This window comes from Streptomyces pratensis (assembly GCF_016804005.1).
Classification (GTDB): domain Bacteria; phylum Actinomycetota; class Actinomycetes; order Streptomycetales; family Streptomycetaceae; genus Streptomyces; species Streptomyces pratensis_A.
This window is the reverse complement of record NZ_CP051486.1, coordinates 7,271,829-7,296,370: the sequence shown is the minus strand read 5'-3', so window position 1 is coordinate 7,296,370 and position 24,542 is coordinate 7,271,829. Positions and strand designations below refer to the sequence as shown.

Here is a 24,542-nt window from a genome sequence, read left to right as displayed (position 1 = left end):
GAGCGGAGCTTTCAGTACGCTTGGCAGTTATGAGCACTCTTGAGCCCGAGCGCGGGGCAGGTACGGGGACCCTCGTAGAGCCGACGCCGCAGGTGTCGAACGGCGACGGTGACCACGAGCGCTACGCCCATTACGTCCAGAAGGACAAGATCATGGCGAGCGCCCTGGAGGGCACTCCCGTGGTGGCACTGTGCGGCAAGGTCTGGGTCCCTGGGCGCGACCCCAAGAAGTATCCGGTCTGTCCCATGTGCAAGGAGATCTACGAGTCCATGGGCGCCGGCGGCGACAAGGACAAGGGCAAGGGCGGCAAGGACAGCGGCAAGAAGTAGCCCACCCGGCCTCATATCCCGTTATCTTTTTATCTCCGTCTACCGAACTCCGACCCCGGCCCCCGGGGTGCGCGTCACCGCGCACCCCGGGGGCCGTTCGCATGCCCGGGTGGGGCGCGGGGGCCGCCCCTGGGGTGTGCGTTGCACGGGCTGCATCACGTGGTCACAGAGTGGTTGAGACCACTTGTCGGCGTGCTGAGGCGCCCTTAGTCTCCTGCAAGTTGTGCAGAACGAAACGCGCGTTGCATGGAATGCAACGATTGACCGGTAGGGGTCCCGGATGAAGCTTTCTGCCCGAATTGCCGCCCCGGCTGCGGCTCTTGTGCTGGCGGGCCTCACCGCCACCGCATGCGCACCGCAGACCTCCGACACCAGCGCCGAGGGTGACGAGAAGACCGGGACGCTCCGCGTCTGGCTCTTCCAGGAGGTCGGCAACAAGCCCAAGGAGAAGGTCGTCGACGCCGCGGTCGCCGACTTCGAGAAGTCCCACGAGGGGGCCGAGGTCGAGGTCGAGTACATACCCGTCGACACCCGGGCCCAGCGCATCAAGGCCGCCTTCAACGACCCGGAGAGCGCACCCGACCTCATCGAGTACGGCAACACCGACACCGCCGGCTACGTGAAGGACGGCGGACTGGCGGATGTCAGCAAGGAGTTCGCCGCCTGGGACGAGGCCAAGGACACCGACCCCACCGCCAAGCAGTCCGTGACGGTGGACGGCCAGGTGTACGGGGCTCCGCTCTTCGTCGGCGTACGGGCGCTCTACTACCGCACCGACGTCTTCGATGAGCTCGGCATCGAGCCTCCGAAGTCCCAGGACGAGCTGATCTCCACCGCCAAGAAGATCCACAAGGAGAAGCCGGACCTGTACGGCCTCGCGGTCGGCGGCGCGTACACCTACGGCGCGATGCCCTTCATCTGGGCGCAGGGCGGCGAACTGGCCGACGAGACCGGTGTGACCTACGAGTCCGCCATCAACAGCGAGAAGGCCCGCAAGGGCATCGAGGCCTACACCTCGCTCTTCGGCGACGACAACTGCCCGGCGGCCAAGTGCGCGTCCATGGGCGGCAACGCGACCGTCACCGCCTTCGCGTCCGGCAAGGCGGCCATGGCGATCGGCGGCGACTTCAGCCACGCCGCCGTCGAGGCGGGCACCGTGAAGGGCAAGTACGCCGTCGTGCCGCTGCCCGGGGTGCAGAAGAACTCGATCGCCCCGGCGTTCGCCGGCGGCAACAACATCGGTGTGCTCAAGAGCAGTTCGCACCGCACGCTCGCCGTCGACCTCATGAAGTCGCTGACCGGCAAGAAGACCCAGGCGAAGATGTTCGACGCGATGGGCTGGCTGCCGACGTACACGGACGTGCTGGACGGCGCCGCGGCGAAGGAGCCCTTCATCGGCCCCTTCGTCGACACGCTCGGCGCGGGCGCGAAGTTCGTCCCGGCCTCCCCGGCCTGGGGCCAGATCGACGCCTCGCTGGTCCTGCCGACCATGTTCCAGGAGATCGTCAGCGGCCGTAAGGACGTGGCCGCCGCCTCGGACGACGCGGCGAAGAAGATGGACGCGGCGTTCGCCGAAGCGGGCTGACGATGACCGCGGACACCACACTGCACAAGGCCCCTGCCGCGCCCGGGGCGAGCGGGGCTCCCGCCCGCAAGCCCCGGCGCCGGCCGGCGTCACCCGCGCGGCGCTCCGGCTGGACCCCGTGGCTCTATCTGCTGCCCGCGCTCGTCCTGCTCGGCGGACTCCTCGTCTACCCGATCTACCAGCTGGGCCTGATCTCCTTCCTGGAGTACACCCAGGCCCAGGTCAGCGGCGGCGAACCGACGACCTTCAAGGGCTTCGGCAACTACGCCACGCTCTTCGGCGACAGCCAGTTCTGGCAGGTGCTCCTCGCGACCGTGCTGTTCGCCGCGGCCTGCGTGCTCGCCACCCTGTTCACCGGCTGCGCGCTGGCCGTCCTGCTGACCCGGATCCGCGCCCTGCCCCGGCTCGCGCTCATGATGGCCGCCCTGGGTGCGTGGGCCACGCCGGCGATCACCGGCTCCACCGTCTGGGTCTTCCTCTTCGACCCGGACTTCGGCCCGGTCAACAAGGTGCTGGGCCTCGGCGACTTCTCCTGGACGTACGGGCGCTACAGCGCCTTCGCCCTGGTGCTCCTCGAAGTGCTCTGGTGCTCGTTCCCGTTCGTGATGGTGACCGTGTACGCGGGCATCCGGGCGATCCCCGAGGAAGTGCTGGAGGCGGCCTCGCTGGACGGTGCCTCGCAGTGGCGGATCTGGCGGTCGGTCATGGCGCCGATGCTGCGGCCGATCCTGATCGTTGTCACCATCCAGTCGGTCATCTGGGACTTCAAGGTCTTCACGCAGATCTACGTCATGACCAACGGCGGCGGCATCGCCGGCCAGAACCTGGTGCTCAACGTGTACGCCTACCAGAAGGCGTTCGCGTCCTCGCAGTACAGCCTCGGATCGGCGATAGGCGTCGTGATGCTGGTGATCCTGCTGGCCGTGACGCTGGTCTATCTGCGCCTGGTGCGGCGCCAGGGGGAGGAACTGTGAGCGCACGTGCGCTTCTGCGCGTCCGCAGGCCCGGACGGCTGGCGGCGGAGGCGGTGGCCCTCGTCATCGCCGCCGCGGTCGCCTTCCCGCTCTACTGGATGGTGCTCTCCGCCTTCAAACCGGCAGGCGAGATCCAGTCCACGGAGGCGCGTCCCTGGACCCTGGCCCCGTCCTTCGACTCGTTCCGACGGGTTTTCGAACAGCAGGAGTTCGGCCGCTACTTCCTCAACAGCCTGCTGGTCGCCGGCACGGTCGTCATCGCCTCCGCGCTGATCGCCTTCCTCGCCGCGACCGCCGTGACCCGGTTCCGCTTCAAGTTCCGCACGACCCTGCTCATCATGTTCCTCGTGGCGCAGATGGTGCCGGTCGAGGCACTGACCATCCCGCTCTTCTTCCTGATGAGGGACTTCGGCCAGCTGAACACGCTGGGATCGCTGATCCTGCCGCACCTCGCCTTCTCGCTGCCGTTCGCGATCTGGATGCTGCGCGGCTTCGTCAAGGCGGTTCCGGAAGCCCTGGAGGAGGCCGCCTACATCGACGGTGCGAGCCGGACCCGCTTCCTGTGGCAGATCCTCTTCCCGCTCGTCTTTCCCGGCCTCGTGGCGACCAGCGTCTTCTCATTCATCTCGACCTGGAACGACTTCCTCTTCGCGAAGTCGTTCATCATCAGCGACACCTCCCAGTCGACGCTCCCGATGGCGTTGCTGGTCTTCTTCAAACCCGACGAGAACGACTGGGGAGGGATCATGGCGGCCTCGACGGTGATGACCATTCCCGTGCTGGTCTTCTTCGTCCTCGTACAGCGGCGCCTGGTCTCCGGACTCGGCGGAGCGGTGAAGGACTGACATGCACAACCTGATTCCCGCACCCGTCCGCACCGGCGGCGAAGGCCGGTGCGGATTCGTCCTCGACGCGGCCACCACCCTCACCGCGGGCCCCGGCACCGGGAGCACGGAACGCTGGCTGCGGGCCACCCTCGGGGCGGCCTTCGGCCTGCCGCTCGCCCCGGGGGCCGTGGACGGCGAGGGGTCGGCGAACACCATCGAGCTGCGCATCGACCCCTCCCTCGAACCCGAGGGCTACCGGCTGGGTGTGGCACCCACCTGGGGCGTAAGGATCACCGGCGGAAGCGCGGCCGGGGTGTTCTGGGGGGCGCAGACCCTCCGGCAGCTCCTCGGACCGAAGGCGTTCCGCCGGGCACCCGTCGACCGCGGGGCACAGAGGGGCGTCCCCTTCACGGAGATCGAGGACGGCCCACGCTTCGGCTGGCGGGGCCTGATGCTGGACGTGGCACGGCACTTCATGCCGAAGGACGGCGTGCTCCGCATGCTCGACCTGCTGGCCGCGCACAAGCTGAACGTCTTCCACTTCCACCTCACCGACGACCAGGGGTGGCGTGTCGAGATCAAGCGCTACCCCCGGCTCACGGAGGCCGGCGCCTGGCGCGCGCGCACCAGACACGGCCACCGCGCCTCCGATTTGTGGGACGAGACCCCGCACGGCGGCTACTACACGCAGGACGACATCCGAGAAATCGTCGCCTACGCCGCCGAGCGGCACATCCGGGTCGTCCCCGAGATCGACATCCCGGGGCATTCGCAGGCAGCCATCAGCGCGTATCCGGAACTGGGCAACACCGATGTCATCGACACCTCCGCTCTTTCCGTGTGGGACACCTGGGGCGTCAATCCGAACGTACTCGCCCCCACCGACAACACCCTGCGTTTCTTCGAGGGCGTCTTCGAGGAACTGCTCGACCTCTTTCCGGCCGACACCTCGCCGTTCATCCACATCGGGGGCGACGAATGCCCCAAGGACCAGTGGAAGCAGTCGCCCACCGCGCAGGCCCGCATCGCGGAACTCGGCCTGGCGGACGAGGACGAACTCCAGTCCTGGTTTATCCGTCACTTCGACCGGTGGCTCACCGGCCGAGGCCGCCGGCTCATCGGCTGGGACGAGATCCTGGAAGGCGGCCTCGCCGAGGGCGCGGCCGTGACGTCGTGGCAGGGATACGCGGGCGGGATCGCCGCCGCCGAGGCCGGGCACGACGTCGTGATGTGCCCCCTGCAGCAGGTGTACCTGGACTACCGTCAGGACGGCGGCCCCGACGAGCCGATGCCCATCGGGTACGTCCGCACCCTGGAGGACGTCTACCGCTTCGAGCCCGTGCCCCCCGGCCTCTCCGAGGCGGCGGCCGGCCACGTCATGGGCACCCAGGCCAATGTCTGGACCGAGGTCATGCAGAACCGGGACCGCGTCGACTACCAGGTGTTCCCGAGGCTCGCCGCCTTCGCCGAGGTCGCGTGGTCCCGGCTCCCCGCCTCCGGTGAACGGGACTTCGCCGATTTCGAACGCAGGATGAACACGCACTACGCCCGGCTCGACGCCCTGGGCGTCGCCTACCGCCCGCCGACGGGCCCACGGCCGTGGCAACGCCGGCCCGGCGTCCTGGGTCGCCCGATCGAGGGACCGCCCCCGACCGTGTGACCGCTGCCGCACGCCCCGGCCAGGGAAACCGAACAAGTCGTACGAACTCTCTGAAGAGCGGCAATTCGTGTGTCAGGAAGAAGGCCCGCCAAACGGGACTTTTCCCCTGGCCGGGGACGGAAACACCCTTCGTGGACCCTCGCGTCGGACAGCCCGGAAGATGTGCCAGAGTTGCCACGTCCCGGCCGTGAGCACGTACCGTACGGCGGACAGGCGAGACTGCCGGGACACCGGGAAGGGGCAGCTGGGTTGACCACGCACGCACCGCAGGCGATGCAGTCGGTGACGCTGCCGGCCTCGCTCGACGAGGCCGTGGCAGCGCTGGGCGCCATGCCCGCCGCAGTTCCTGTGGCCGGCGGCACAGACCTCATGTCGGCCGTCAACAAGGGCCTGCTCCGGCCCTCGGGGCTGGTCGGCCTCGGCCGGATCAGCGAGCTGCGCGGCTGGCACTACCAGGACGGCCACGCCCTGCTCGGAGCCGGTCTCACGCACGCGCGCATGGGCCGCCCCGACTTCGCCGCGCTCATCCCCGCGCTGGCCGCCTCCGCGCGTGCCGCGGGCCCGCCCCAGATCCGTAACGCGGGGACGCTCGGCGGCAACATCGCCACCGCGGCCCCGACCGGCGACGCCCTGCCGGTCCTGGCCGCCCTGGAGGCGGAGCTGGTCATCGTGGGCGCCGGAGGCTCCCGCCGTGAGATCCCCGTCTCGCACCTGCTCGCGGGCCGCGAGATGCTGGAGCCCGCCGAGCTCATCGGCTTCGTCCGCGTGCCGCTGCTGCACGCCCCCCAGGTCTTCCTCAAGGCGACCGGCCGCACCGGACCCGGCCGCGCCACCGCCTCCGTCGCGATCGTCCTGGACCCGGCCCGGCGCGGGGTGCGCTGCGCGGTCGGCGCGATCGCCCCGATGCCCCTGCGGCCCCTGGAGGCGGAACGCTGGATCGCCTCACTGATCGACTGGGACGGCGAACGCGGCCTGGCCCCCGACGCGCTGGCCGCCTTCGGTGAGTACGTCGCGGCGGCCTGCATCCCGGACCAGGCTCCACCGGACGACGGGGGAGAGGCACCTCCGCTGTCGCCCGCCGTCCTGCACCTGCGGCGCACGGTCGCCGCGCTCGCCCGACGCGCACTGGGGAGGGCACTGTCGTGAGCAATGAAGAGAACCCCGAGCAGCGGCACGGGCAGCCCGATCCGTACGCCGGCTGGCAGCCGACCCCGCAGGGCGGTGAGTACGACGCCGAGGCGACCGCCTTCGTCCACCTGCCCCCGGAGGACCTCGCCGACCTCGGGAGCGACCCGCTGGCCGCCCCCGGGCACAGCTACGTGCCGCCGATGATCCTTCCGCTGACCCCGGCCGCCGGACTCGACCCCGCGGTGACGGGCAGCTGGGTCCTGCAGACCCAGAGCCAACAGGAGCGGGCGGCCGGTCACCCCGGGAGCGCGGAGGCCGCGCCGGAGGCGGTGCAGTGGCCCGACCCGAACCAGCAGCAGGATCCGTACCAGCAGCCGTACCCGGACACCTCGCAGTACGCGCAGACGTCGTCCACGACGGCCCAGTGGCACTTCCCCGACGCCGCCCACGCCGAGCCCGAACCCGAACCGGCGCCCGAGCCCGCCGGCCACACCGGTCAGTGGACGATCCCGGTGGCGAACGGCGATCTCCCTGACGAGTCCGGCGAGTTCGCCGCGTCGGCGATGGCGTCCCAGTGGTACGCGGACACGCCGCCGGCCACGCTGCCGGGCGGGGCGCCCGCGCCGTGGGCGACGCAGGTGCCGGTGTCCGAGCCCCGGACACCGGCGGAGGAGACCCGGCCCGGGCCCACGGAGGCCGTGGAGGCCCCCGAGGCCACGGAAGGGGCCGAGGAGACCCCGGCGGTTTCCGAGGCCGCCACGGAGGCCGTGAGCGAGCCGGAAGAGCCCGCGGACGTCACGGCAGCCGAAGCCCCGGCAGCCGAAGCACCCGAATCCGAAGCACCCGAATCCGAAGCGCCCCAATCCGAAGCGCCCGCAGCCGAAGCACCCGCACAGCCGTCCGCAGCCGAGGATCCGGCGGAAGGGGAGGCGCTCGCGGATGCGCCCGCAGCCGAGGCGCCCGCAGCCGAGCCGCCCGCGATCGAGGCCGAACAGGCCCCCGGACACGGCGTCGAACACGGTGTCGCGCTCACGGAGGAGCCCGCCGCTCCCGTTCCCCTGGGTGGCCCCAGCGAGCACCCCTCGGCCTCGTACCTCCTGCATGTGAACGGCGTGGACCGCCCCGTCAGTGACGCCTGGATCGGTGAGTCGCTGCTCTACGTGCTCCGGGAGCGTCTCGGCCTCGCCGGCGCCAAGGACGGCTGCTCGCAGGGCGAGTGCGGTGCGTGCAACGTCCAGGTCGACGGCCGCCTCGTGGCCTCGTGCCTGGTGCCCGCCGCCACGACGGCGGGCAGCGAGGTCCGCACCGTCGAGGGCCTCGCGGTGGACGGCGAACCCTCCGACGTCCAGCGGGCGCTGGCAGAGTGCGGGGCCGTCCAGTGCGGTTTCTGCATCCCCGGGATGGCCATGACCGTCCACGACCTCCTGGAGGGCAACCACGCCCCCAGCGAGCTGGAGACCCGCCGGGCGCTGTGCGGCAACCTCTGCCGCTGTTCCGGCTACCGGGGTGTGCTCGACGCCGTCCGCGACGTCGTCGCGGGCCGGGAGGCTACCGCGGAGGCGGCAGCCACCGCTCCGGACGAAGCCGAACCGCGCATCCCGCACCAGGCCGCCCCCGGCGAGGGCAGCGCCCAGGCACACGAGGGAGACGTCCGGTGAACACCGTGCCGTCCCCCGCACCACCGGTCATCCCCACCACCAGCCGCCGCCGCAGCGGAGCGAACGACAAGGAGGCGGCGTGACCAGCGACGCAGCCACCGCGACCAGCACCACGCGCACGACAGCGCCGCCCGAGGGACCCGCCCCGGACCAGGAGCCGCCCGCATTCGGACTGGGCGCATCGCTGCCGCCCGCCGACGCCCGGGCCAAGACGGAGGGCACCTTCCCCTACGCCGCCGACCTGTGGGCCGAGGGGCTGCTGTGGGCAGCGGTGCTGCGTTCCCCGCACCCGCACGCGCGCATCCTGTCGATCGACACGACGGCCGCCGCGGGTATGCCGGGTGTACGCGCGGTCGTCACGCACGAGGACATCCCCGGGGACGGCTCCTACGGCCGCCGGGTCGTCGACCGGCCCGTGTTCGCCTCCGATCTCGTGCGCCACCACGGTGAGGCGATCGCCGCCGTCGCCGCGGACCACCCCGACACCGCCCGGCTCGCCGCGGCGGCGATCGCCGTGGAGTACGAGGTCCTCGAACCGGTCACCGACCCCGAGAAGGCCTTCGCCGCCGAACCCCTGCACCCCGACGGCAACCTCATCCGCCACATCCCGCTGCGCTACGGCGACCCGGACACCGTGGGCGAGGTCATCGTCGAGGGCCTCTACCGGATCGGCCGGCAGGACCCCGCCCCGATCGGCGCGGAGGCCGGCCTCGCCGTGCCACGTCCCGACGGCGGCGTAGAGCTGTACACGGCGTCCACCGACCCGCACACCGACCGCGATCTGGCCGCCGCCTGCTTCGGCCTGGACGCCGACCGGGTCAAGGTCGTCGTGACCGGTGTCCCCGGAGCGACCGGCGACCGGGAGGACCCCGGCTTCCAGATCCCGCTCGGCCTGCTCGCCCTGCGCACCGGCTGCCCCGTCAAACTGGCCGCCACCCGCGAGGAGTCCTTCCTCGGGCACGCCCACCGCCACCCGACCCTGCTGCGCTACCGCCACCACGCGGACGCCGAGGGCAGGCTGGTCAAGGTCGAGGCCCAGATCCTCCTGGACGCGGGCGCGTACGCCGACTCCTCGTCCGAGTCCCTGGCCGCCGCCGTGGCCTTCGCCTGCGGGCCGTACGTCGTCCCCCACGCCTTCATCGAGGGCTGGGCGGTCCGTACGAACAACCCGCCCTCCGGACACGTGCGGGGCGAGGGCGCGATGCAGGTCTGCGCCGCGTACGAGGGCCAGATGGACAAGCTGGCGGCGAAGCTGGGTGTCGACCCGGTCGAGCTCAGGCTGCGCAACGCCCTTTCCACCGGGGACATCCTCCCCACCAGCCAGACCGTCACCTGCCCCGCCCCCGTCGCCGAACTCCTCGGTGAGCTGCGGGACTTCCCGCTGCCCGCGCTCCCCAAGGACGGCCCGGAGGACGACTGGCTGCTCCCCGGCGGCCCCGAGGGCGCCGGAGAGCCCGGAGCCGTACGCCGGGGCGTCGGCTACGCCCTCGGCATGGTCCACATGCTGGGTGCCGAGGGCGCCGACGAGGTCTCCACCGCCACGGTCCGGGTCCACGACGGCGTCGCCACCGTCATCTGCGCGGCCGTCGAGACGGGCCAGGGCTTCACCACGCTCGCCCGTCAGATCGTCCAGGAGACCCTTGGCGTCGAAGAGGTCCACGTCGCGGCGGTGGACACCGACCAGCCCCCCGCGGGCCCGGCGACACACGGACGCCACACCTGGGTCTCGGGCGGTGCGGTCGAACGCGCCGCCAAGATGGTCCGCACCCAGCTGCTCCAGCCCCTGGCCCACAAGTTCGGGATGTCGACGGAGCTGCTCCAGATCGCCGACGGGAAGATCACCTCGTACGACGGTGTGCTGTCCACGACGGTCATGGAGGCCATGGACGGCAAGGAGCTCTGGGCCACCGCCCAGTGCCGGCCCCACCCCACCGAGCCGCTCGACGAGTCCGGCCAGGGCGACGCCTTCGTGGGTCTGGCCTTCTGCGCGGTCCGCGCGGTGGTCGACGTCGACATCGAACTCGGCTCGGTCCGGGTGGTCGAGATGGCCGTGGCCCAGGACGTCGGCCGGATCCTCAACCCGTCCCAGCTGGTGACCCGCATCGAGGCCGGTGTCACCCAGGGCATCGGCGCGGCACTCACGGAGAACCTCCGCACCGCCCGGGGTCTGATCCGCCACCCGGACCTCACCGGGTACGCGCTCCCGACGTCCCTGGACGCGCCGGACATCCACATCGTCAAACTGATCGAGGAACGCGACGTGGTGGCCCCCTTCGGCGCCAAGCCCGCTTCGGCGGTACCGGTGGTGACGTCCCCGGCTGCGGTGGCGTCAGCGGTCCGCGCGGCGACCGGCCGCCCGGTCAACCGTCTCCCGATCCGGCCCCAGGCGGCGGTGGCCGCGCCCAAGTCCTGACCCCGGCGGCGCCTGCCGGCTCAGCAGGCGCCGTCGTCGACGGTGGCGGTCAGGTCGTACTCGGGGATGGAGCTGCCGCTGCCGCCGTCCGCTCCCGGGACGAAGACACCGCCCTCCGCGGACTTCTCCTCCGTGACGTGCATGCAGACGGTGGTGGCGGCGCCGCCCCCGGATATCTCGTAGTCATGCCCGTCTCCGGCCCGCTCCACGGAGACGCGGTACAAGGGCCCCTGACCCTCGCCCGCCCTCATGACGTCCGCCTTGATCAGCGAGGCGTAGCCATCCGTCGGATCGCGGCGGATCTGCGTGTCGGCGGCCATGGACGCGGCAGCGTCCTCGGCTGCTTCGCGGACCTCGCTCGCGCTCCAGGTGGCCCTGTCGATGCCGGCCTGGACCGAGCATCCGCCGAAGACGAACACCCCGGCGACGCCGAAAGCCGCGATCCGCCCCACGGCGAGAGCCGCGTCCGACGGCTGCCGCGCCGCGTGCGGCCGGGCCTGCCAGTACAGCCGGTAGGGGCCGACCAGTGCGACGACGAGAAAGACGGCGGCTACGACGAACAAGAAGATGACGACGGCCATGCAGGCGCTCCCCGTGATACCGATCCTGTGAACCCGTGCCCGGACGACGGGCCAGATCGTACGCGCCACACCGCGGCCGCGGGGAACGGGGCGGCGCCGGGCGGATGTTCCGCGCCGGCGCCGTAGGTGGAGACCGTGACCGGATTCGAACCGGTGTAACTCGAGTTGCAGTCGAGCCCCTGAGCCTCTCGGGCACACGGTCGGGGGTGTTCCTCCTGTGCTCACGACCCTACGGCCGCCGCCCGAAGATCATCAAGGGACAGGGGGCTGCCGCAACACGACTGCCATACGGCGTTCATGAACGGCGGCGACGACCGAACGCAGGCGGGCGTGACGGCACTCGGCCGCTGGACCGCAGCCTGACTGCCCCACTTCGCCCACCTTCACGGTCCGGCCAAGGCCACAGTCCTACGTCCGAGGGACCAGCCGCATACCGACCACCGACAGGGGTCACCCGGGCTCGTGGCCCTTACTCTGGGGCTCATGACTGCCCTGGAACCCCGTGACGCCGAGGTCACCGCCGCACTTGTGGAGACCACCGTCGCCGAACCGGCGGAAGGCGTCCTCGGGCGGACCTACCGGGCGCTCAGCGTCGGCATCGTCTCCGTCGTCCTGCTCATCGCCTTCGAGGCGACCGCCGTCGGGACGGCGATGCCGGTGGCGGCCCGGGAGCTGCACGGAATCCCGCTCTACGCGTTCGCCTTCTCCGCGTACTTCACCACCAGCCTCTTCGCGATGGTGCTCTCCGGGCAGTGGGCCGACCGGCGCGGGCCGCTCGCACCGCTCGCCACGGGGATCGGCGCCTTCGGCGCCGGGCTGGTGCTCTCCGGGACCGCGGGGGGCATGTGGACGTTCATCCTGGGGCGGGCCGTCCAGGGCGTAGGCGGCGGGCTCGTGATCGTGGCGCTGTACGTGGTCATCGGGCGGGCGTACCCGGAGCGGATCCGGCCGAGCATCATGGCCGGCTTCTCGGCGGCCTGGATCGTCCCGTCCGTCGTCGGGCCGCTGGCCTCGGGGACGGTGACGGAACACCTCGGGTGGCGCTGGGTCTTCGTCGGCATCCCGGTCCTCATCCTTCTGCCGCTGGGCCTCGCGCTGCCCGCGATACGGCGGATGGCGGGCGGTCCCACGGACGCGGAGGCCGCGGCGGAGCCGTTCGACGGGCGCCGCATCCGGCTCGCGCTCGGCATCTCGGCCGGCGCCGGACTGCTCCAGTACGCGGGGCAGGAGCTCAGGTGGGTCTCCCTGGTTCCGGCGCTGGCCGGTGCCGCGCTGCTCGTCCCCGCCGTGCGCGGGCTGCTGCCCAGGGGGACCGTGCGCGCCGCGCGGGGGCTGCCCGCCGTCATCCTGCTGCGGGGGATATCGGCCGGCTCCTTCATCGTCGCCGAGTCGTTCGTCCCGCTGATGCTCGTGACCCAGCGTGGTCTCTCCCCGACGCTGGCCGGCCTCTCCCTGGCCGCCGGCGGGCTGACCTGGGCGCTCGGGTCGTACGTACTGGCCCGGCCCCGGCTGGAGCCCCACCGGGGGACTCTCATGGTGGTGGGGATGGTATGCGTGACGCTCTCGATCCTCGCCGCGCCGAGCGTGCTGATCGAGGCGGTTCCGGTGTGGACCCTGGCCGTGGTCTGGGGCTTCGGGTGCTTCGGCATGGGCATGGTGATCGCCTCGACGAGCGTGCTGCTGCTGAAGCTGTCGGCCCCGCAGGAAGCGGGGGCCAATTCGGCCGCCCTCCAGATCTCGGACGGGCTGGCCAACGCGCTGCTGCTCGCCGCGAGCGGTGCGGCGTTCGCCGCCCTCGGCGGCGGCGCGGTGGGCGCGGCTGCCCACGGGGCGGTGGGCGGCGGTACCGCCACGGCGCATCCGGGGGCGTTCACGGTGGTGTTCCTGCCGATGGCGGCGGTGGCGCTGGTGGGGGTGTGGGTGGCGAGCCGGGTGCAACCTCGCTAGGGCGTGTCCTGTGAATGTTCCCGGCAGCGGTAGCGTGCCGGTCCGTGGCAGGACGTGATGACCTCACCGACGAGCAGTGGGACCTGATCGAGCCGCTCATGCCCTCCTCGGGCCGGGGCGGTCAGTGGAGAAACCACCGGCAGGTCATCGACGGCATCCTGTGGCAGCTGCGCACCGGCGCGCCCTGGCGCGACGTGCCCGAGCGGTACGGGCCCTGGAAGACCCTGCACGAACGCCTGCGCCGCTGGACCGCCGGTGGCACGTGGGACCGGATCCTGGAGCACGTGCAGACCCTCCAGGCCGACGCCGGGAGCATCGAGTGGGTCTTCTCGATCGACTCCAGCGTGGTGCGCGCCCACCAGCACTCGGCCGGGGCCCGTAAAAAGGGGCATCCCGGACGGCCTGGGTCGAGGACCTCGTCGAGCCCGACGAGGCGCTGGGCCGCTCGCGCGGCGGACTGAGTACGAAGATCCACCTGGCCACCGACGCCCGAGGCCTGCCCGTGGTTGTGCTGCTCACGTCCGGGCAGGCCGGGGACAACCCGCAGCTGCTGCGCCTGCTGGACCGGGTGCGGGTCAACACCTCAGGGCCGGGCAGGCCGCGCAAGCGCCCCGACTGCGTGCTGGCCGACCGGGCCTACTCCAGCCCCTCGACACGCAGGGCACTGCGGGCGCGGAGGATCAGGTTCGTCAGCCCGGAGAAAAAGGACCACGCCGCCCACCGGCTGCGCAAAGGCTCCCGCGGTGGGCGGGCCCCGGTCTTCGACAAGGTGGCCTACAAGGGGCGGAACGTGGTCGAGCGGTGCTTCAACAGGCTCAAGCAGTTCCGGGGCCTGGCCACCCGGTACGCGAAACGGGCCGCGTACTACCGGGCACTGGTCGTGATCGCCGCGATCGCGCTCTGGCTTCGTTGACCTGACCACAAGCGCGGCCTATCCCGCACCTGGTCATAGCCAGTGACCGCCAGCGACCTGGACGACCTGGCCGGTGATCCATCTCGCCTGGCGAGAGGCGAGGAAGACCACGGCGTCCGCGATGTCCTCAGGCGCCCCGACTCTTCCCAGAGGGATGCTCGGGGCGACCTGCCCGATCAGGTCGTCGTCCATCCAGCCGGTCTGGACAGGGCCAGGAGCGACCGCGTTGACACGGATCGTGGGCCCAAGGTCTTGCGCGGCCCCACGCGTGAGGGATTCCAGTGCCCCCTTCGAAGCCCCATAGGCGACCTGCCCGGGAAAGCCTCGTGCTGCGTCGGTCGAGATGTTGACTACCGACCTTGTGCCCTTCGGCGGCCCCTCGGGCACTCGGCGCGCGAACTCGGCCATGAGCATCGCCGGGGCTGTCAGGTTCACCCGCACGGTCCGTTCGAATCCGACGTGGTCCAGGAGCGGGAACTGATCGTCCTCCTCGGCGTGCCCGGCGTTGTTGATTAGTACGTCGACCGGGCCGAGTGTGTCTTCGACCTGCTTGAAAAGGTGCGTGGCGGCCCCCGGGTCGAGGAAGTCTGCCTCGACTGCTACCGCCTCTGGAAGTGAAGCCACGAACGCTTCTACCTCAGCCTTCGTAGCGCGGGCGTGCTCAAGCGGGGCAGACGGGCCAGCGGCTACGTAGTGCACCGCCACTCGTGCTCCTTGGGTCGCGAATGCGCGCGAGATCGCGGCACCGATGTTCATCGCGCCGCCCGTGACCAGCACGGTCTTACCCTCGAGCCCTGGATCGATCATGCGAACCACTCTAGGCAACCAGGCACCAGACCCGAGCACGAATTATCGCCCCTCTGGCCGCCCGGCCGAGCTTTCGTCGGGGCGGACCAGACGGTCATCGAGATTCACAGGACAAGCCCTAGACGCTCGTGGTACTACTTTGGCCCCACGCGCTGGTACCGTTCCGGTATGGCTATGAACCTGCGCCTCCGTGACGACCAGACCGAGGCCCTCAAGCAGCGGGCCGAGCAGGAAGGCACCAGCATGCACGCGATACTGCTCAAGGCTGTGGACGATTACCTCGCCCGGACGGCGCAGGAGGCCATCGTCCGCAAGACCGCCAAGGAGCAGGCGGCCAAGTGGGGCGAGCTCATGGACCGGCTCAAGTGACCTGCGTCTATCTCTCCTCCGAGGACATCCTCGTCATCGCCGGATATGCCTGCTCCGACATGCAGGTCGTCGTGCGGGACGCCGGGCTCCTGGAGTCCGCGGCGCACCGCCCTTCCGCTGCCATGTTCGGGGAGGAGGCGTACCCGGACGTGATCGACAAGGCCGCTGCGCTCCTCCAGTCCCTTGCGATCAACCGTCCATTTTTCGACGGCAACAAGCGGACGGCGTGGCTGTCCTGCGTCTCGTTCCTGGCGATGAACGGAGTGGATCTGCACCCGGACATCGATGCGGCGGAACGGCTGGTCTTCGCGGTGGCCACCGGAGAGACGGACGAGGTGAAGGTCATTGCCCAAGTTCTGCGGGAGCTGGCCGTCTCCGAGGTGTGACGGCTGTCGCACTATCCTCCGGGGCGGCGTCGTCCAGGGAGGGTTCCGCCCCGCCCGCCGGTAGGGTGGCCCGGTTGTCGTATCGCGTAGGGGTCGGCTCAGGCCCGTACGGACAGCGCCCCACGTACCCGAGTGCCCCGAACCGGAGACCGTGACTACTACCGCCTCCCACCACCTCTCACCCGCCTTTCCCGGCCGCGCCCCCTGGGGGACGGCCGGGAAGCTGCGCGCCTGGCAGCAGGGTGCCATGGAGAAGTACATCCAGGACCAGCCGCGCGACTTCCTCGCGGTCGCGACGCCCGGCGCCGGAAAGACCACCTTCGCGCTGACCCTCGCCTCATGGCTGCTGCACCACCACGTGGTGCAGCAGATCACCGTCGTGGCGCCCACCGAGCACCTCAAGAAGCAGTGGGCGGAGGCCGCCGCCCGCATAGGCATCAAGCTCGACCCCGAGTACAGCGCGGGACCCGTGAGCAAGGAGTACCACGGGGTCGCGATCACGTACGCCGGTGTCGGTGTGCGCCCCATGCTGCACCGCAACCGCTGCGAGCAGCGCAAGACGCTCGTCATCCTCGACGAGATCCACCACGCCGGTGACTCCAAGTCCTGGGGCGAGGCCTGCCAGGAGGCGTTCGACCCGGCGACGCGAAGGCTCGCGCTGACCGGTACGCCCTTCCGGTCGGACACCAACCCGATCCCCTTCGTCGCGTACGAGGAGGGCAACGACGGCATCAGGCGCTCCTCGGCCGACTACACCTACGGCTACGGCAACGCCCTGGCCGACGGGGTCGTCCGTCCCGTGATCTTCCTCAGCTACAGCGGCAACATGCGCTGGCGGACGAAGGCCGGGGACGAGATCGCCGCGCGGCTCGGTGAGCCGATGACCAAGGACGCCATCGGGCAGGCCTGGCGCACCGCGCTGTCGCCCACCGGTGACTGGATCCCCAACGTGCTGTCCGCCGCCGACAAGCGGCTCACAGAGGTACGCAAGGGCATTCCGGACGCCGGCGGGCTCGTCATCGCGACGGACCAGGAGTCGGCGCGCGCCTACGCCAAGATTCTCAAGTCGGTCACCGGGGAGAAGCCGACTGTGGTCCTCTCCGACGAGAAGGCCGCGTCCAAGAACATCGACAAGTTCAGCCAGGACGAGTCGCGCTGGATGGTCGCGGTCCGGATGGTGTCCGAGGGCGTCGACGTGCCGCGTCTCGCGGTCGGCGTGTACGCCACGACCATCTCGACGCCCCTCTTCTTCGCCCAGGCAGTCGGCCGTTTCGTGCGGTCCCGGCGTCGCGGCGAGACCGCCTCCGTCTTCGTGCCGACCATCCCGATGCTGCTCGACTTCGCGAACGAGATGGAGGTCGAGCGCGACCACGTGCTCGACAAGCCGAAGAAGGGCAGCGACGAGGAGAACCCGTTCGCCGAGGAGGACCAGCTCCTCGCGGACGCGGAGAAGCTCGAGGACGAGGAGACCGAGGAACAGCTGCCCTTCGAGGCGCTGGAATCCGACGCGGTCTTCGACCGGGTGCTGTACGACGGCGCCGAATTCGGCATGCAGGCGCACCCGGGGAGCGAGGAGGAGCAGGACTACCTGGGTATCCCGGGCCTCCTCGAACCGGACCAGGTGCAGCTGCTGCTCCAGAAGCGGCAGACCCGGCAGATCGCTCACAGCAGGCAGAAGCCCGCGGCGGAGGCGGACCTGCTGGAGAAGCCGGCCGAGGGCCGGCCGGTGGTCACCCACAAGAAGCTGCTGGAACTGCGCAAGCAGCTCAACACGATGGTGTCGGCGTACACGCACCAGAGCGGCAAGCCGCACGGCGTGATCCACACCGAACTGCGGCGGGTGTGCGGCGGGCCGCCGAGCGCGGAGGCGACGGCCGGGCAGATCCAGGACCGGATCAAGAAGGTCCAGGAGTGGGCCACCCGGATGCGGTGAGCCCGGCCTGATCGGCCCCGGTGCGCGGGCGGCGTGATCCGCCCGCGCACCGGGGCCGCGTTGTCATCCGGGCAGGGCGTCGGGCACCTCGGCGGGCAGCTTGGCCTGTGCGGCGCAGCCCAGTTGCTCGGCAAGGGCGCGTGAGACGGCGTTGAGTACGACCATCCGATCTTTGGCCGTACTCACGGCATCGACCTGTTTCCTGTTGACGAACATGTTGGCCGCCACGTAGGGCGTGCTCCCTTCGGGACCTTTCGTGGTGCATGAGAAGAACAGGGAGGCGCCGTCGTCCTCGGGAACATAGGCGTAAAGGCCGAGCGGGAAGACCGACCGGTCGTCCTTGGCGCTGTTCTTACGTGAGGCATTCTCCGGGTCCGGGCGGCTGGCCGTGGGTTCAAACTGCATCTTGATCATGTAGTACCCACTGTCGTCGTCAGCCTTGTAGAGACTGCATTCGCTCCGCTGGCCGAGTTCGGTATGAAGGCGTTTGGCGGCCCTGCCCAGGGAGAACTTGACCGGGTCCCCAATGTCGTTGGTGCTGGTGAGCTCCTCGAACCGGTCTGTGCCGCCGATACGTTCGAGCGCCTTCGCCGCAGGCCCGGTCAGTGTTCCGTCGCACACCTCAGACGTGGCCAGCCCTTCCGGCTCCTGTCCGCCATCGCCGCTGCATCCGCTCACCGCAGCCGCCACCAGCGCTCCGCACACGCTCCAGCGCAGTATGTTCCTCATCGGTCCTTCGTCTCCGTGGGCTCGGCGGTCCGCTCCATCTGTCAGTCCTCGTACGGGGCGCGCCCGCGGAAGTCGTCTTGATTGGAGCCGGTGTTGATGTAGCTGCTTTCGATATCCCGCGCCCACTCGGTGCGGTCAGGGTTGTCCCACTTCGGATTGGCTTCGCTATAGGTGTCGTAGGCCTTGCCCAGGTCCTCTGCGCCCTTTTGGTAGAACTCAGCGCTGGTCGTCTGCGCCTGCTCCGTGGGGTCTTCCTCGGCCGCGTCGACACCTTTGTCGACCTGGTGCCCGATAAAGGTGTTGAGAGCCTCTCCTGCCGCGTCCGCCACCACTGGTGCGATGACCACTGCTGCCGCGGTACTGCCGGGTACGGGGATCGCCGCGATACCACCTCCGACCACCACTCCGGCACCCAGCGTGATCCAGTCTCCGGAACGGCCAAGCGACTTATTGGCGTCTTCGGAGTCCTTGGTGAAGTCGGTCTCGGCCTGCTGCACGCGTGCGTGGTCCAGGATGCCGCGCGCCTCGCCGCCCGTAGTCAGGGCGTCCTTGGCGTAACTGGTGTTCTCGTCACTGGTGGCGGGATAGGCATCCAGTGCACTCAGCGTGTACAGGTGCTGGGCCGCCGATACGACACCGTGCGAGGTCTCGTTCTGGCCCAGGACGCTGAGGAAATTGATGGCGCCCTGCTCGCTGAAGTTTGCGCGCCCGTCGTACTTGGCCGGAAACGCGCTGTCGGTGTCCTTTTGGTCGCCGAGCCCCGACAGGCTGTAGTCGATGTCGTCGATGTACGCCGCGCCCATCTTGCCCAGGCTGTCCGCCAGCTCCGACTGCTTGTGCAGCATCTCGGGGCCCTTCTCGCTCCCGTACAGGTACGCCACCTGTTCCATGACGCCCGCCGTCGCCGCCGTGCGGTGGTCCCCGCTGCCGGGGTGCAGGGGGTCCTTGCCCGTCATCGGGTCGGAGTCGTACGCGTATCCGGTGGTGGCCGACTCCAGCGCGTGGCCCAGGGCGTCCTTGCCCGCGTTGAACTTGTCGTCGCCGTCGAGCGTCGGGTCCGCGAGCCAGATGCGGTCCTGGGTCAGGTACTTGAGGTGCTCGTTGACCTCGCCGGCCTTGTCGACCGTTTCCCCGGAGCCCTCCGGCTGGGCGAAGAACTGGGTAGAGGCGTCGGGGTTGTGGCCCAGGGCTTCCATGAAGCCCGTCATCGGATCGCGGCCCCGGTCGTTCTTGTCCCAGAAGTTGAGGTCGCCCTGGTTCCAGTTGTTGACCCAGGGGCTCTGGTGCTCGACGTTGCGTTCCTTGTCGTACGCGATGAGCTTGTCGCCGTAGGATTTGAGGAACTGGTCGTCGTAGTCGCCGAAGCGCATCAGGTTGCTCATGACCCCGAAGCCCGTAGGGTCGTTGGCGTCGTCGATGCCGAGCCGGTCCGGGCCCAGCTCGACCATCTTCGCTTCCCAGCCCTGCATCTTGTCGCTGTCGGAGAGCGTGGCCGTGCCCAGGGTGATGCCGAGGTTCTTCTGGAGCTGCTTCGCCTGTTCGAGGAACTTCGGGTCCCTGCCCATGCCCTGGTAAGGGTCGGCGACCCCGGCGTAGAACTCGAGCACCTTCTTCGGCTCCACCTGGGTGGCGAACCGCTCGGCGAAGAGCGGGTCGTTCTTGTAGGTGGCCAGGGTGGTGTTGAGGGTGTTGAGCTCTGTCAGCGTGACGTCGTGAGGGTCCTTCTTGAGGATCTTGGCGAGCTTCTCCGCCTCCTCCACGGCCTTGGCCGCGGAGTCCCGGTCCGCGTAACTGGCATCGGAGAAGCCGTGCTTGGCCTGGTCCACCAGGAGCGTGAGCACCTTGGCCGCCGAGGTGTCGCTCTCCGTGGCGTTCTTCAGAATGTTCTGGATCTCGTCCCGGAACGTATCGACGTCCGCCTGGGTGTGCTCGGGCACCGAGGTGCCTTTCGCCGCGCGGTCGGGGTGGATGTTCATGGTGACGGTGAAGGACCCCTCGCCCGTGTCACGCACGGTGAGGTTCTTGTTCAGGCCACGCTCGATGGCCGAATTCAGCTGCTTTCGATAACCGACCAGTTCACCGCGGGTATCGGTGATGATTTTCTTGATCGTTTCGGCCTGGGTGTGGGCGTCGCCGAACTCGCCGGCCGTCTTGTCCACGAAAGCCCGGGTGACGGTGGCATTGTCCCCGGCCCAGTTCGCTTTGTCCGACTTCGCTTTGAGGTCGTCCTTCGCGTCCCCCTGGAGAACCTTGAGTTTGGTGACCATTTGTTCCCAGTCGGTGATCGCCGTGTCCAGATCGGAGAAGTTCGCGAAACGGAGGGAGTCGAGGTCCATCAGCTTCCGGCCCTTTCGTCGAAGCCCTTGTCGAGGGTGTCGATGTTGCTGATGACCGTGCCGATGTAGACCTCGTCGCCGGCGTGAGCGCCCTTGGTGTAGTCGAGATGGTTCGAGATGTGGGCGCAGGCGTCCAGCAGGGAGCGGACCTGGTCGATCCAGCGTGAAGCCACGTGATCGAGGGCGCCGCCCAGGGCGAAGGTCTCCGCCTTCAGGGTTCCGGCCGCCTTCTGCGTCGATGCGCGGGCGTGGTCACCGGCCTTCTCGAGATCGCCGTACAGCTTGTACGCGCTGTTGCCGATCGCCGCCAGGTCCTGCTGATCGACTTTCAGATCCCCTTGGGGTGGTGGGCCTCCACCTGCCTCCGGCGGCACCTGGTTCAGTTGCGTCCGCGCAGAGTGCTTCTCCGCCGCCTCGGATTTCAGCTGCTCCCATTCGTCCCACGCCATTTACGGTTTCCCTCCCCGTAGCACCGATAATTCCCGTACGGCTCCGTTGTGATGGGTATACGACGGATCAACCTACCAATTGCTTGCGTGGGTTGCCTCAAGAGTTGACCATGAATCAAAATGATCCATTGCAGCTGGTGTGTGGAGAATCTGTGACGCCGGGAGGTGAGGTCCGGCGCGAGGGGGCCCGGCAGACTCGCGTCACGGTGCGTGATGCCGACGTGCGGCCTGGATGTCGGAGGGCGTCCCGGGCTCCGATGGGAGGGGTGTGGGCCGTGTCATCCGTCCGGGCGGGGCGCGCGGGAGGTGTGCGAGCGCCCGTAATGAAAAGTTTTTTGGCGCAACTATTCACAGTGGGTTAACAATCGTTCACGTGTCATGCACGGAGCGTCGTCGTCGAGTCACCCGACTTGAACGCGCGTAGATGTTCGCGTTCCGGACGGTTTCGCGCTGACCGGCGGTTATGCGGGGCCGTTCCGGGGGGAGACCGGATTCTGGACGAGGTCTTCCGCTGAGCGGACCCTCTCGCTAATCTCCCCGAAACATGAACGCCCCGTGGCAGTGTGGCCGCGGAGCGCAGCCGGTGCCATGGCCAGTCGGCGGCCTCTCGGTGCGTCGCCGCGGGACCGGCGTCGGCACCTCGGAGACAACCGCCCCGCTCACCAAGAGGGAGAGGGCGTCGTGACCGCGGAGACTTCTCAGACGCTCGACCGGGGACTGCGTGTCCTCAAACTGCTCGCCGATACCGATCACGGCCTGACCGTCACCGAGTTGTCCAACAAACTCGGAGTCAACCGCACCGTGGTCTACCGACTGCTCGCCACCCTGGAACAGCACGCGCTCGTCCGGCGTGATCTGGGCGGCCGGGCCCGAGTGGGCCTGGGTGTGCTGCGCCTGGGCCGGCAGGTGCACCCGCTTGTCAGGGAGGCGGCGCTGCCCGCGCTGCGCTCCCTGGCCGAGGACATAGGGGCCACCGCCCACCTCACGCTCGTCGACGGGTCGGACGCGCTCGCGGTCGCCGTCGTCGAGCCGACCTGGACCGACTACCACGTGGCCTACCGGGCAGGCTTCCGTCACTCCCTGGACCGGGGCGCCGCGGGCCGGGCGATCCTCACCGCCCGGCAGAAGACGGTCGGCCACCCGGGCTACACCCTCACCCAGGGCGAGCTCGAAGCCGGTGCCTGCGGGGCTGCGGCGCCTCTGGTCGGGGTCTCCGGCGTGGAAGGCAGCGTGGGCGTGGTGATGCTCGCGGACGCCGTACCGGAACGGGTCGGCCCGCGGGTCCTCGACGCGGCCCGTGAGGTCGCCGACGCACTGCGCTAGCGGGCGGGTGCGCCCGGGCACCGACCGCCTCCGGCACCAGTCGCCACCGGGCCGGACGCCACGGGCCGGGCGGCCCGTACGGGCCCCCGGCGCCGACCGCCCCGGTGGCGCCGGGGCGGTCGGAGCCGGAGGCGTGCGGCGGATAGATTGGGCGGGTGGCCATTCGTCTCTCTCGCCCCCGCGCTCTCGCCCTCTGCGCGCTGCCCGTCCTCGCACTGTTCGGTACGGCCGCCTTCGCGCCGCTGCCGTTCACCGTGGCGCAGCCCGGCAGCACCGCCGATGTCCTGGGGGACGACAAGGGGAAGCCGGTCATCACGATCAAGGGCACGCCGACCCGCACCACCGACGGTGAGCTGCGGATGACGACGATCATCGCGACGGCCCCGACGGCCGACATCGGGGTCGGGGATGTGGTGGACAGCTGGTTCAGGGCGGACCGGGCGGTCATGCCGCGCGACTCCGTCTATCCGACGGGCGACTCCGAGAAGGAGATCGAGCAGCACAATCTCCAGGACATGAAGGAGTCGCAGGACGTCGCCGTCGACGCGGCTCTGAACTACCTGGACAGGAAGCCCGGTTCGGTGGACATCACCCTGAACCTCGCCGATGTGGGCGGGCCCAGTGCGGGCCTGTTCTTCTCACTCGGGATCATCGACAAGCTGGCCGGCGACGGATCCGGCGGCGACCTGACCGGCGGCCGCACCGTCGCCGGTACGGGGACGATCGAGGCCGACGGCGCCGTCGGGGCGGTCGGCGGGGTCTCCCTCAAGACACAGGCCGCACGGCGCGACGGGGCGACCGTCTTCCTGGTGCCGAAGGCCGAATGCAAGCAGGCGAAGGCCGAGCGGCCCGAGGGCCTGCGGCTGATCCCCGTCACGACGCTGAAGGGCGCGGTGTCCTCGCTGCGGGCCCTGGACCAGGGAGGGAAGGTCCCGAGCTGCTGACCTGCGGCTTCGGAACCTCCATACCGCGCCAGGCGGGAAAGACGAGCGGGCTCAGCGTCGCCAGGAAGTACACCCCGCCCATCGCGAGCAGCGCCCCTGTCGCGCCCACGCCCTCGACCAGCAGGCCGGCCGCCAGGCCGCCCACCGGCATGGCGAGCTCGCAGCCCGCCGTGAGCGCGCCGGACACCCTGCTGCGCAGTTCCTCGGGGACGCGTTCGTACGTGACGGTCGTCAGGATCGGATTGAGCATGCCGCCGGCGATGCCGCCCAGCGCCATCGTGACCGCGAGCGGCACCGTCGTCCCCGTCAGCGCGGCGACCACGAATCTCGGTGCGCCGCAGAGCACCACGCACACGGTGAACACCGCCCGCCGCGAGAAGCGGTGCCCCACCGCCCCGTACAACAGGGCGCCGGTCAGCCCGCCGGCGCCGAACAGCGCGGTGAGCAGCCCCAGGTCCGTCGCCCCGCCGAGCTCACCCTCGGCGTGCACGGGCAGCAGGACGGCGTTCCAGCCCTGGTCGGTGCCGTTCATGAACATCACCATGACGACGACGGCGAGCAGGAGCCTGTTCCCCAGCAAGTAGGCGTATCCCTCACTCAGTTCGGCGCGGTACGCGCGGAGGGACACCGGGGAGGACGCCTTGCGGGGCTCGGCCGCGCGGACTCCGCGTACGCCCGCCGCGACGAGCAGTGCGGACAGCGCGAACGTGGCGGCGTCCAGCAGGAGCACCGTCTCGGCGCCGACGACGGCGATCAGTACGCCCGCCAGCGCCGCGCCGACCATGCGCGCCCCACGCGACACCGCGTCGAAGAGGCTGGCGGCGCGGGCGAGCGTGGTTCCCGCGTGTTCGGCCAGGTCGGGTACCAGGACGTAGCGCGCCGTGTTGCCCGGCGTGTGGGCCAGTCCGTTCAGCGCCATCAGCGCGCAGAGCATCCAGAATTCGAGCGCGCCCGCGTGGTGCAGCAGGGGGACGGCCGCGACGGCGGCGCCGCAGACCGTGTCGGAGGCGACGGCGACCCGGCGCCGTCCCACCCGGTCGATGACGGGTCCGCCCACGAGGGCGGCCACGACGATCGGCAGGGTCGCGCAGAAGGCGACGACGCCGGCCCGGGCGGCGCTCCCCGTGGTCTCCAGGACGAACCACGGGACCCCGATCAGGGTCAGTGAGGTGCCGGCCGTGGATATCGAGTTCGCCGCCAGAACGGCGGCGAACGGCGTGCGGTGCCGCGCCGGTCTCCCCCCGCCCACCG

Annotated in this window: 21 protein-coding genes and 1 tRNA gene; 15 read left to right on the top strand and 7 right to left on the bottom strand. The window is 70.1% G+C overall.

Annotation, left to right across the window (positions count from 1 at the left end; translation table 11 throughout):
- Positions 1 to 29: 29 nt before the first annotated feature.
- The 8 genes from HED23_RS30615 (at position 30) to HED23_RS30580 (ending at position 10,574) form a co-directional block, all read left to right on the top strand.
- Positions 30 to 329, top strand: a complete 300-nt coding sequence (locus HED23_RS30615; protein WP_014155978.1) for a DUF3039 domain-containing protein — start codon at positions 30 to 32, stop codon at positions 327 to 329.
- Positions 330 to 609: 280 nt separating this feature from the next.
- Positions 610 to 1,914, top strand: coding sequence for an extracellular solute-binding protein (locus HED23_RS30610; protein WP_203186572.1), 1,305 nt, complete (start codon positions 610 to 612; stop codon positions 1,912 to 1,914).
- Positions 1,915 to 1,916: 2 nt separating this feature from the next.
- Positions 1,917 to 2,888 (top strand): carbohydrate ABC transporter permease, encoded by a 972-nt coding sequence (locus tag HED23_RS30605; protein WP_203186571.1) that lies wholly within the window; start codon positions 1,917 to 1,919, stop codon positions 2,886 to 2,888.
- The gene (locus HED23_RS30600) at positions 2,885 to 3,733 is read left to right on the top strand and encodes a carbohydrate ABC transporter permease (RefSeq protein ID WP_203186570.1); all 849 of its coding nucleotides are present in this window, start codon (positions 2,885 to 2,887) and stop codon (positions 3,731 to 3,733) included. Before HED23_RS30605 ends, HED23_RS30600 begins: the two co-directional genes overlap by 4 nt.
- Position 3,734: 1 nt before the next feature.
- Positions 3,735 to 5,375, top strand: coding sequence for a beta-N-acetylhexosaminidase (locus tag HED23_RS30595; protein ID WP_203186569.1), 1,641 nt, complete (start codon positions 3,735 to 3,737; stop codon positions 5,373 to 5,375).
- A 249-nt stretch (positions 5,376 to 5,624) separates the two neighbouring features.
- Complete coding sequence (locus HED23_RS30590) at positions 5,625 to 6,521, top strand: FAD binding domain-containing protein (protein ID WP_203186568.1); 897 nt, start codon at positions 5,625 to 5,627, stop codon at positions 6,519 to 6,521.
- On the top strand, positions 6,518 to 8,161 hold the full coding sequence (locus HED23_RS30585) for a 2Fe-2S iron-sulfur cluster-binding protein (RefSeq protein ID WP_203186567.1): 1,644 nt from the start codon (positions 6,518 to 6,520) through the stop codon (positions 8,159 to 8,161). Before HED23_RS30590 ends, HED23_RS30585 begins: the two co-directional genes overlap by 4 nt.
- 79 nt (positions 8,162 to 8,240) lie before the next feature.
- Positions 8,241 to 10,574 (top strand): xanthine dehydrogenase family protein molybdopterin-binding subunit, encoded by a 2,334-nt coding sequence (locus HED23_RS30580; protein WP_203186566.1) that lies wholly within the window; start codon positions 8,241 to 8,243, stop codon positions 10,572 to 10,574.
- Between the two features lie 20 nt (positions 10,575 to 10,594).
- Here the strand turns inward: HED23_RS30580 and HED23_RS30575 are convergent, their stop codons facing one another.
- Together HED23_RS30575 and HED23_RS30570 are read right to left on the bottom strand one after the other, a co-directional pair.
- Complete coding sequence (locus HED23_RS30575) at positions 10,595 to 11,155, bottom strand: hypothetical protein (protein WP_203186565.1); 561 nt, start codon at positions 11,153 to 11,155, stop codon at positions 10,595 to 10,597.
- Between the two features lie 127 nt (positions 11,156 to 11,282).
- A tRNA-Cys gene (locus HED23_RS30570) sits at positions 11,283 to 11,357 on the bottom strand.
- A 281-nt stretch (positions 11,358 to 11,638) separates the two neighbouring features.
- Here HED23_RS30570 and HED23_RS30565 point away from each other — a divergent pair.
- Together HED23_RS30565 and HED23_RS30560 are read left to right on the top strand one after the other, a co-directional pair.
- On the top strand, positions 11,639 to 13,102 hold the full coding sequence (locus HED23_RS30565) for an MFS transporter (RefSeq protein WP_203186564.1): 1,464 nt from the start codon (positions 11,639 to 11,641) through the stop codon (positions 13,100 to 13,102).
- Positions 13,103 to 13,116: 14 nt separating this feature from the next.
- A protein-coding gene (locus HED23_RS30560) for an IS5 family transposase (RefSeq protein WP_398088678.1) occupies positions 13,117 to 14,015 on the top strand; the annotation gives its coding sequence in 2 pieces (ribosomal slippage) (positions 13,117 to 13,507 and positions 13,507 to 14,015; 900 coding nt in all).
- A 33-nt stretch (positions 14,016 to 14,048) separates the two neighbouring features.
- Here HED23_RS30560 and HED23_RS30555 read toward each other — a convergent pair.
- Positions 14,049 to 14,822, bottom strand: a complete 774-nt coding sequence (locus HED23_RS30555; RefSeq protein WP_098024526.1) for an SDR family NAD(P)-dependent oxidoreductase — start codon at positions 14,820 to 14,822, stop codon at positions 14,049 to 14,051.
- 168 nt (positions 14,823 to 14,990) lie between these two features.
- Between HED23_RS30555 and HED23_RS30550 the strand changes: the two genes are divergently transcribed.
- The 3 genes from HED23_RS30550 to HED23_RS30540 all read left to right on the top strand — a co-directional run bounded on the left by HED23_RS30550 (position 14,991) and on the right by HED23_RS30540 (position 17,510).
- Positions 14,991 to 15,191, top strand: a complete 201-nt coding sequence (locus HED23_RS30550; RefSeq protein ID WP_129263580.1) for a ribbon-helix-helix protein, CopG family — start codon at positions 14,991 to 14,993, stop codon at positions 15,189 to 15,191.
- Entirely contained in the window at positions 15,188 to 15,577 is a 390-nt protein-coding gene (locus HED23_RS30545; RefSeq protein ID WP_203186563.1) for a type II toxin-antitoxin system death-on-curing family toxin, read from the top strand. The genes HED23_RS30550 and HED23_RS30545 overlap by 4 nt, the downstream gene beginning before the upstream one ends.
- A gap of 151 nt (positions 15,578 to 15,728) precedes the next feature.
- A complete protein-coding gene (locus tag HED23_RS30540; protein WP_203186562.1) occupies positions 15,729 to 17,510 on the top strand; it encodes a DEAD/DEAH box helicase in 1,782 nt (593 codons plus the stop codon).
- Positions 17,511 to 17,573: 63 nt separating this feature from the next.
- On the opposite strand, the gene HED23_RS30535 is transcribed toward HED23_RS30540, so the two are convergent.
- The 3 genes from HED23_RS30535 to HED23_RS30525 are packed head-to-tail and all read right to left on the bottom strand — an operon-like array spanning position 17,574 to position 21,024.
- Positions 17,574 to 18,239 carry a hypothetical protein gene (locus HED23_RS30535; protein ID WP_203186561.1) on the bottom strand — a complete coding sequence of 222 codons (666 nt, stop codon included), beginning with the start codon at positions 18,237 to 18,239 and terminating at the stop codon, positions 17,574 to 17,576.
- 41 nt (positions 18,240 to 18,280) lie between these two features.
- Positions 18,281 to 20,575: a hypothetical protein gene (locus HED23_RS30530; protein ID WP_203186560.1), complete on the bottom strand. Its 2,295-nt coding sequence runs from the start codon at positions 20,573 to 20,575 to the stop codon at positions 18,281 to 18,283.
- Positions 20,575 to 21,024, bottom strand: a complete 450-nt coding sequence (locus tag HED23_RS30525) for a hypothetical protein (protein WP_203186559.1) — start codon at positions 21,022 to 21,024, stop codon at positions 20,575 to 20,577. Before HED23_RS30525 ends, HED23_RS30530 begins: the two co-directional genes overlap by 1 nt.
- A gap of 681 nt (positions 21,025 to 21,705) precedes the next feature.
- Between HED23_RS30525 and HED23_RS30520 the strand changes: the two genes are divergently transcribed.
- Together HED23_RS30520 and HED23_RS30515 are read left to right on the top strand one after the other, a co-directional pair.
- The gene (locus HED23_RS30520; protein WP_203186558.1) at positions 21,706 to 22,347 is read left to right on the top strand and encodes an IclR family transcriptional regulator; all 642 of its coding nucleotides are present in this window, start codon (positions 21,706 to 21,708) and stop codon (positions 22,345 to 22,347) included.
- A gap of 155 nt (positions 22,348 to 22,502) precedes the next feature.
- Entirely contained in the window at positions 22,503 to 23,291 is a 789-nt protein-coding gene (locus tag HED23_RS30515) for a S16 family serine protease (protein ID WP_203186557.1), read from the top strand.
- Here the strand turns inward: HED23_RS30515 and HED23_RS30510 are convergent.
- Positions 23,221 to 24,540 carry an MFS transporter gene (locus tag HED23_RS30510; RefSeq protein WP_203186556.1) on the bottom strand — a complete coding sequence of 440 codons (1,320 nt, stop codon included), beginning with the start codon at positions 24,538 to 24,540 and terminating at the stop codon, positions 23,221 to 23,223. The genes HED23_RS30515 and HED23_RS30510 overlap by 71 nt on opposite strands.
- Positions 24,541 to 24,542 lie beyond the last annotated feature (2 nt).

What these genes read in the sequence shown, in the direction of transcription:
- HED23_RS30615 (WP_014155978.1), top strand. Translation starts at nt 30, where the DNA reads ATGAGCACTCTTGAGCCCGAGCGCGGGGCAGGTACGGGGACCCTCGTA.
- HED23_RS30610 (WP_203186572.1), top strand. Translation starts at nt 610, where the DNA reads ATGAAGCTTTCTGCCCGAATTGCCGCCCCGGCTGCGGCTCTTGTGCTG.
- HED23_RS30605 (WP_203186571.1), top strand. Translation starts at nt 1,917, where the DNA reads ATGACCGCGGACACCACACTGCACAAGGCCCCTGCCGCGCCCGGGGCG.
- HED23_RS30595 (WP_203186569.1), top strand. Translation starts at nt 3,735, where the DNA reads ATGCACAACCTGATTCCCGCACCCGTCCGCACCGGCGGCGAAGGCCGG.
- HED23_RS30575 (WP_203186565.1), bottom strand. Translation starts at nt 11,155, where the DNA reads ATGGCCGTCGTCATCTTCTTGTTCGTCGTAGCCGCCGTCTTTCTCGTC.
- HED23_RS30565 (WP_203186564.1), top strand. Translation starts at nt 11,639, where the DNA reads ATGACTGCCCTGGAACCCCGTGACGCCGAGGTCACCGCCGCACTTGTG.
- HED23_RS30555 (WP_098024526.1), bottom strand. Translation starts at nt 14,822, where the DNA reads ATGATCGATCCAGGGCTCGAGGGTAAGACCGTGCTGGTCACGGGCGGC.
- HED23_RS30550 (WP_129263580.1), top strand. Translation starts at nt 14,991, where the DNA reads ATGGCTATGAACCTGCGCCTCCGTGACGACCAGACCGAGGCCCTCAAG.
- HED23_RS30535 (WP_203186561.1), bottom strand. Translation starts at nt 18,239, where the DNA reads ATGAGGAACATACTGCGCTGGAGCGTGTGCGGAGCGCTGGTGGCGGCT.
- HED23_RS30530 (WP_203186560.1), bottom strand. Translation starts at nt 20,575, where the DNA reads ATGGACCTCGACTCCCTCCGTTTCGCGAACTTCTCCGATCTGGACACG.
- HED23_RS30525 (WP_203186559.1), bottom strand. Translation starts at nt 21,024, where the DNA reads ATGGCGTGGGACGAATGGGAGCAGCTGAAATCCGAGGCGGCGGAGAAG.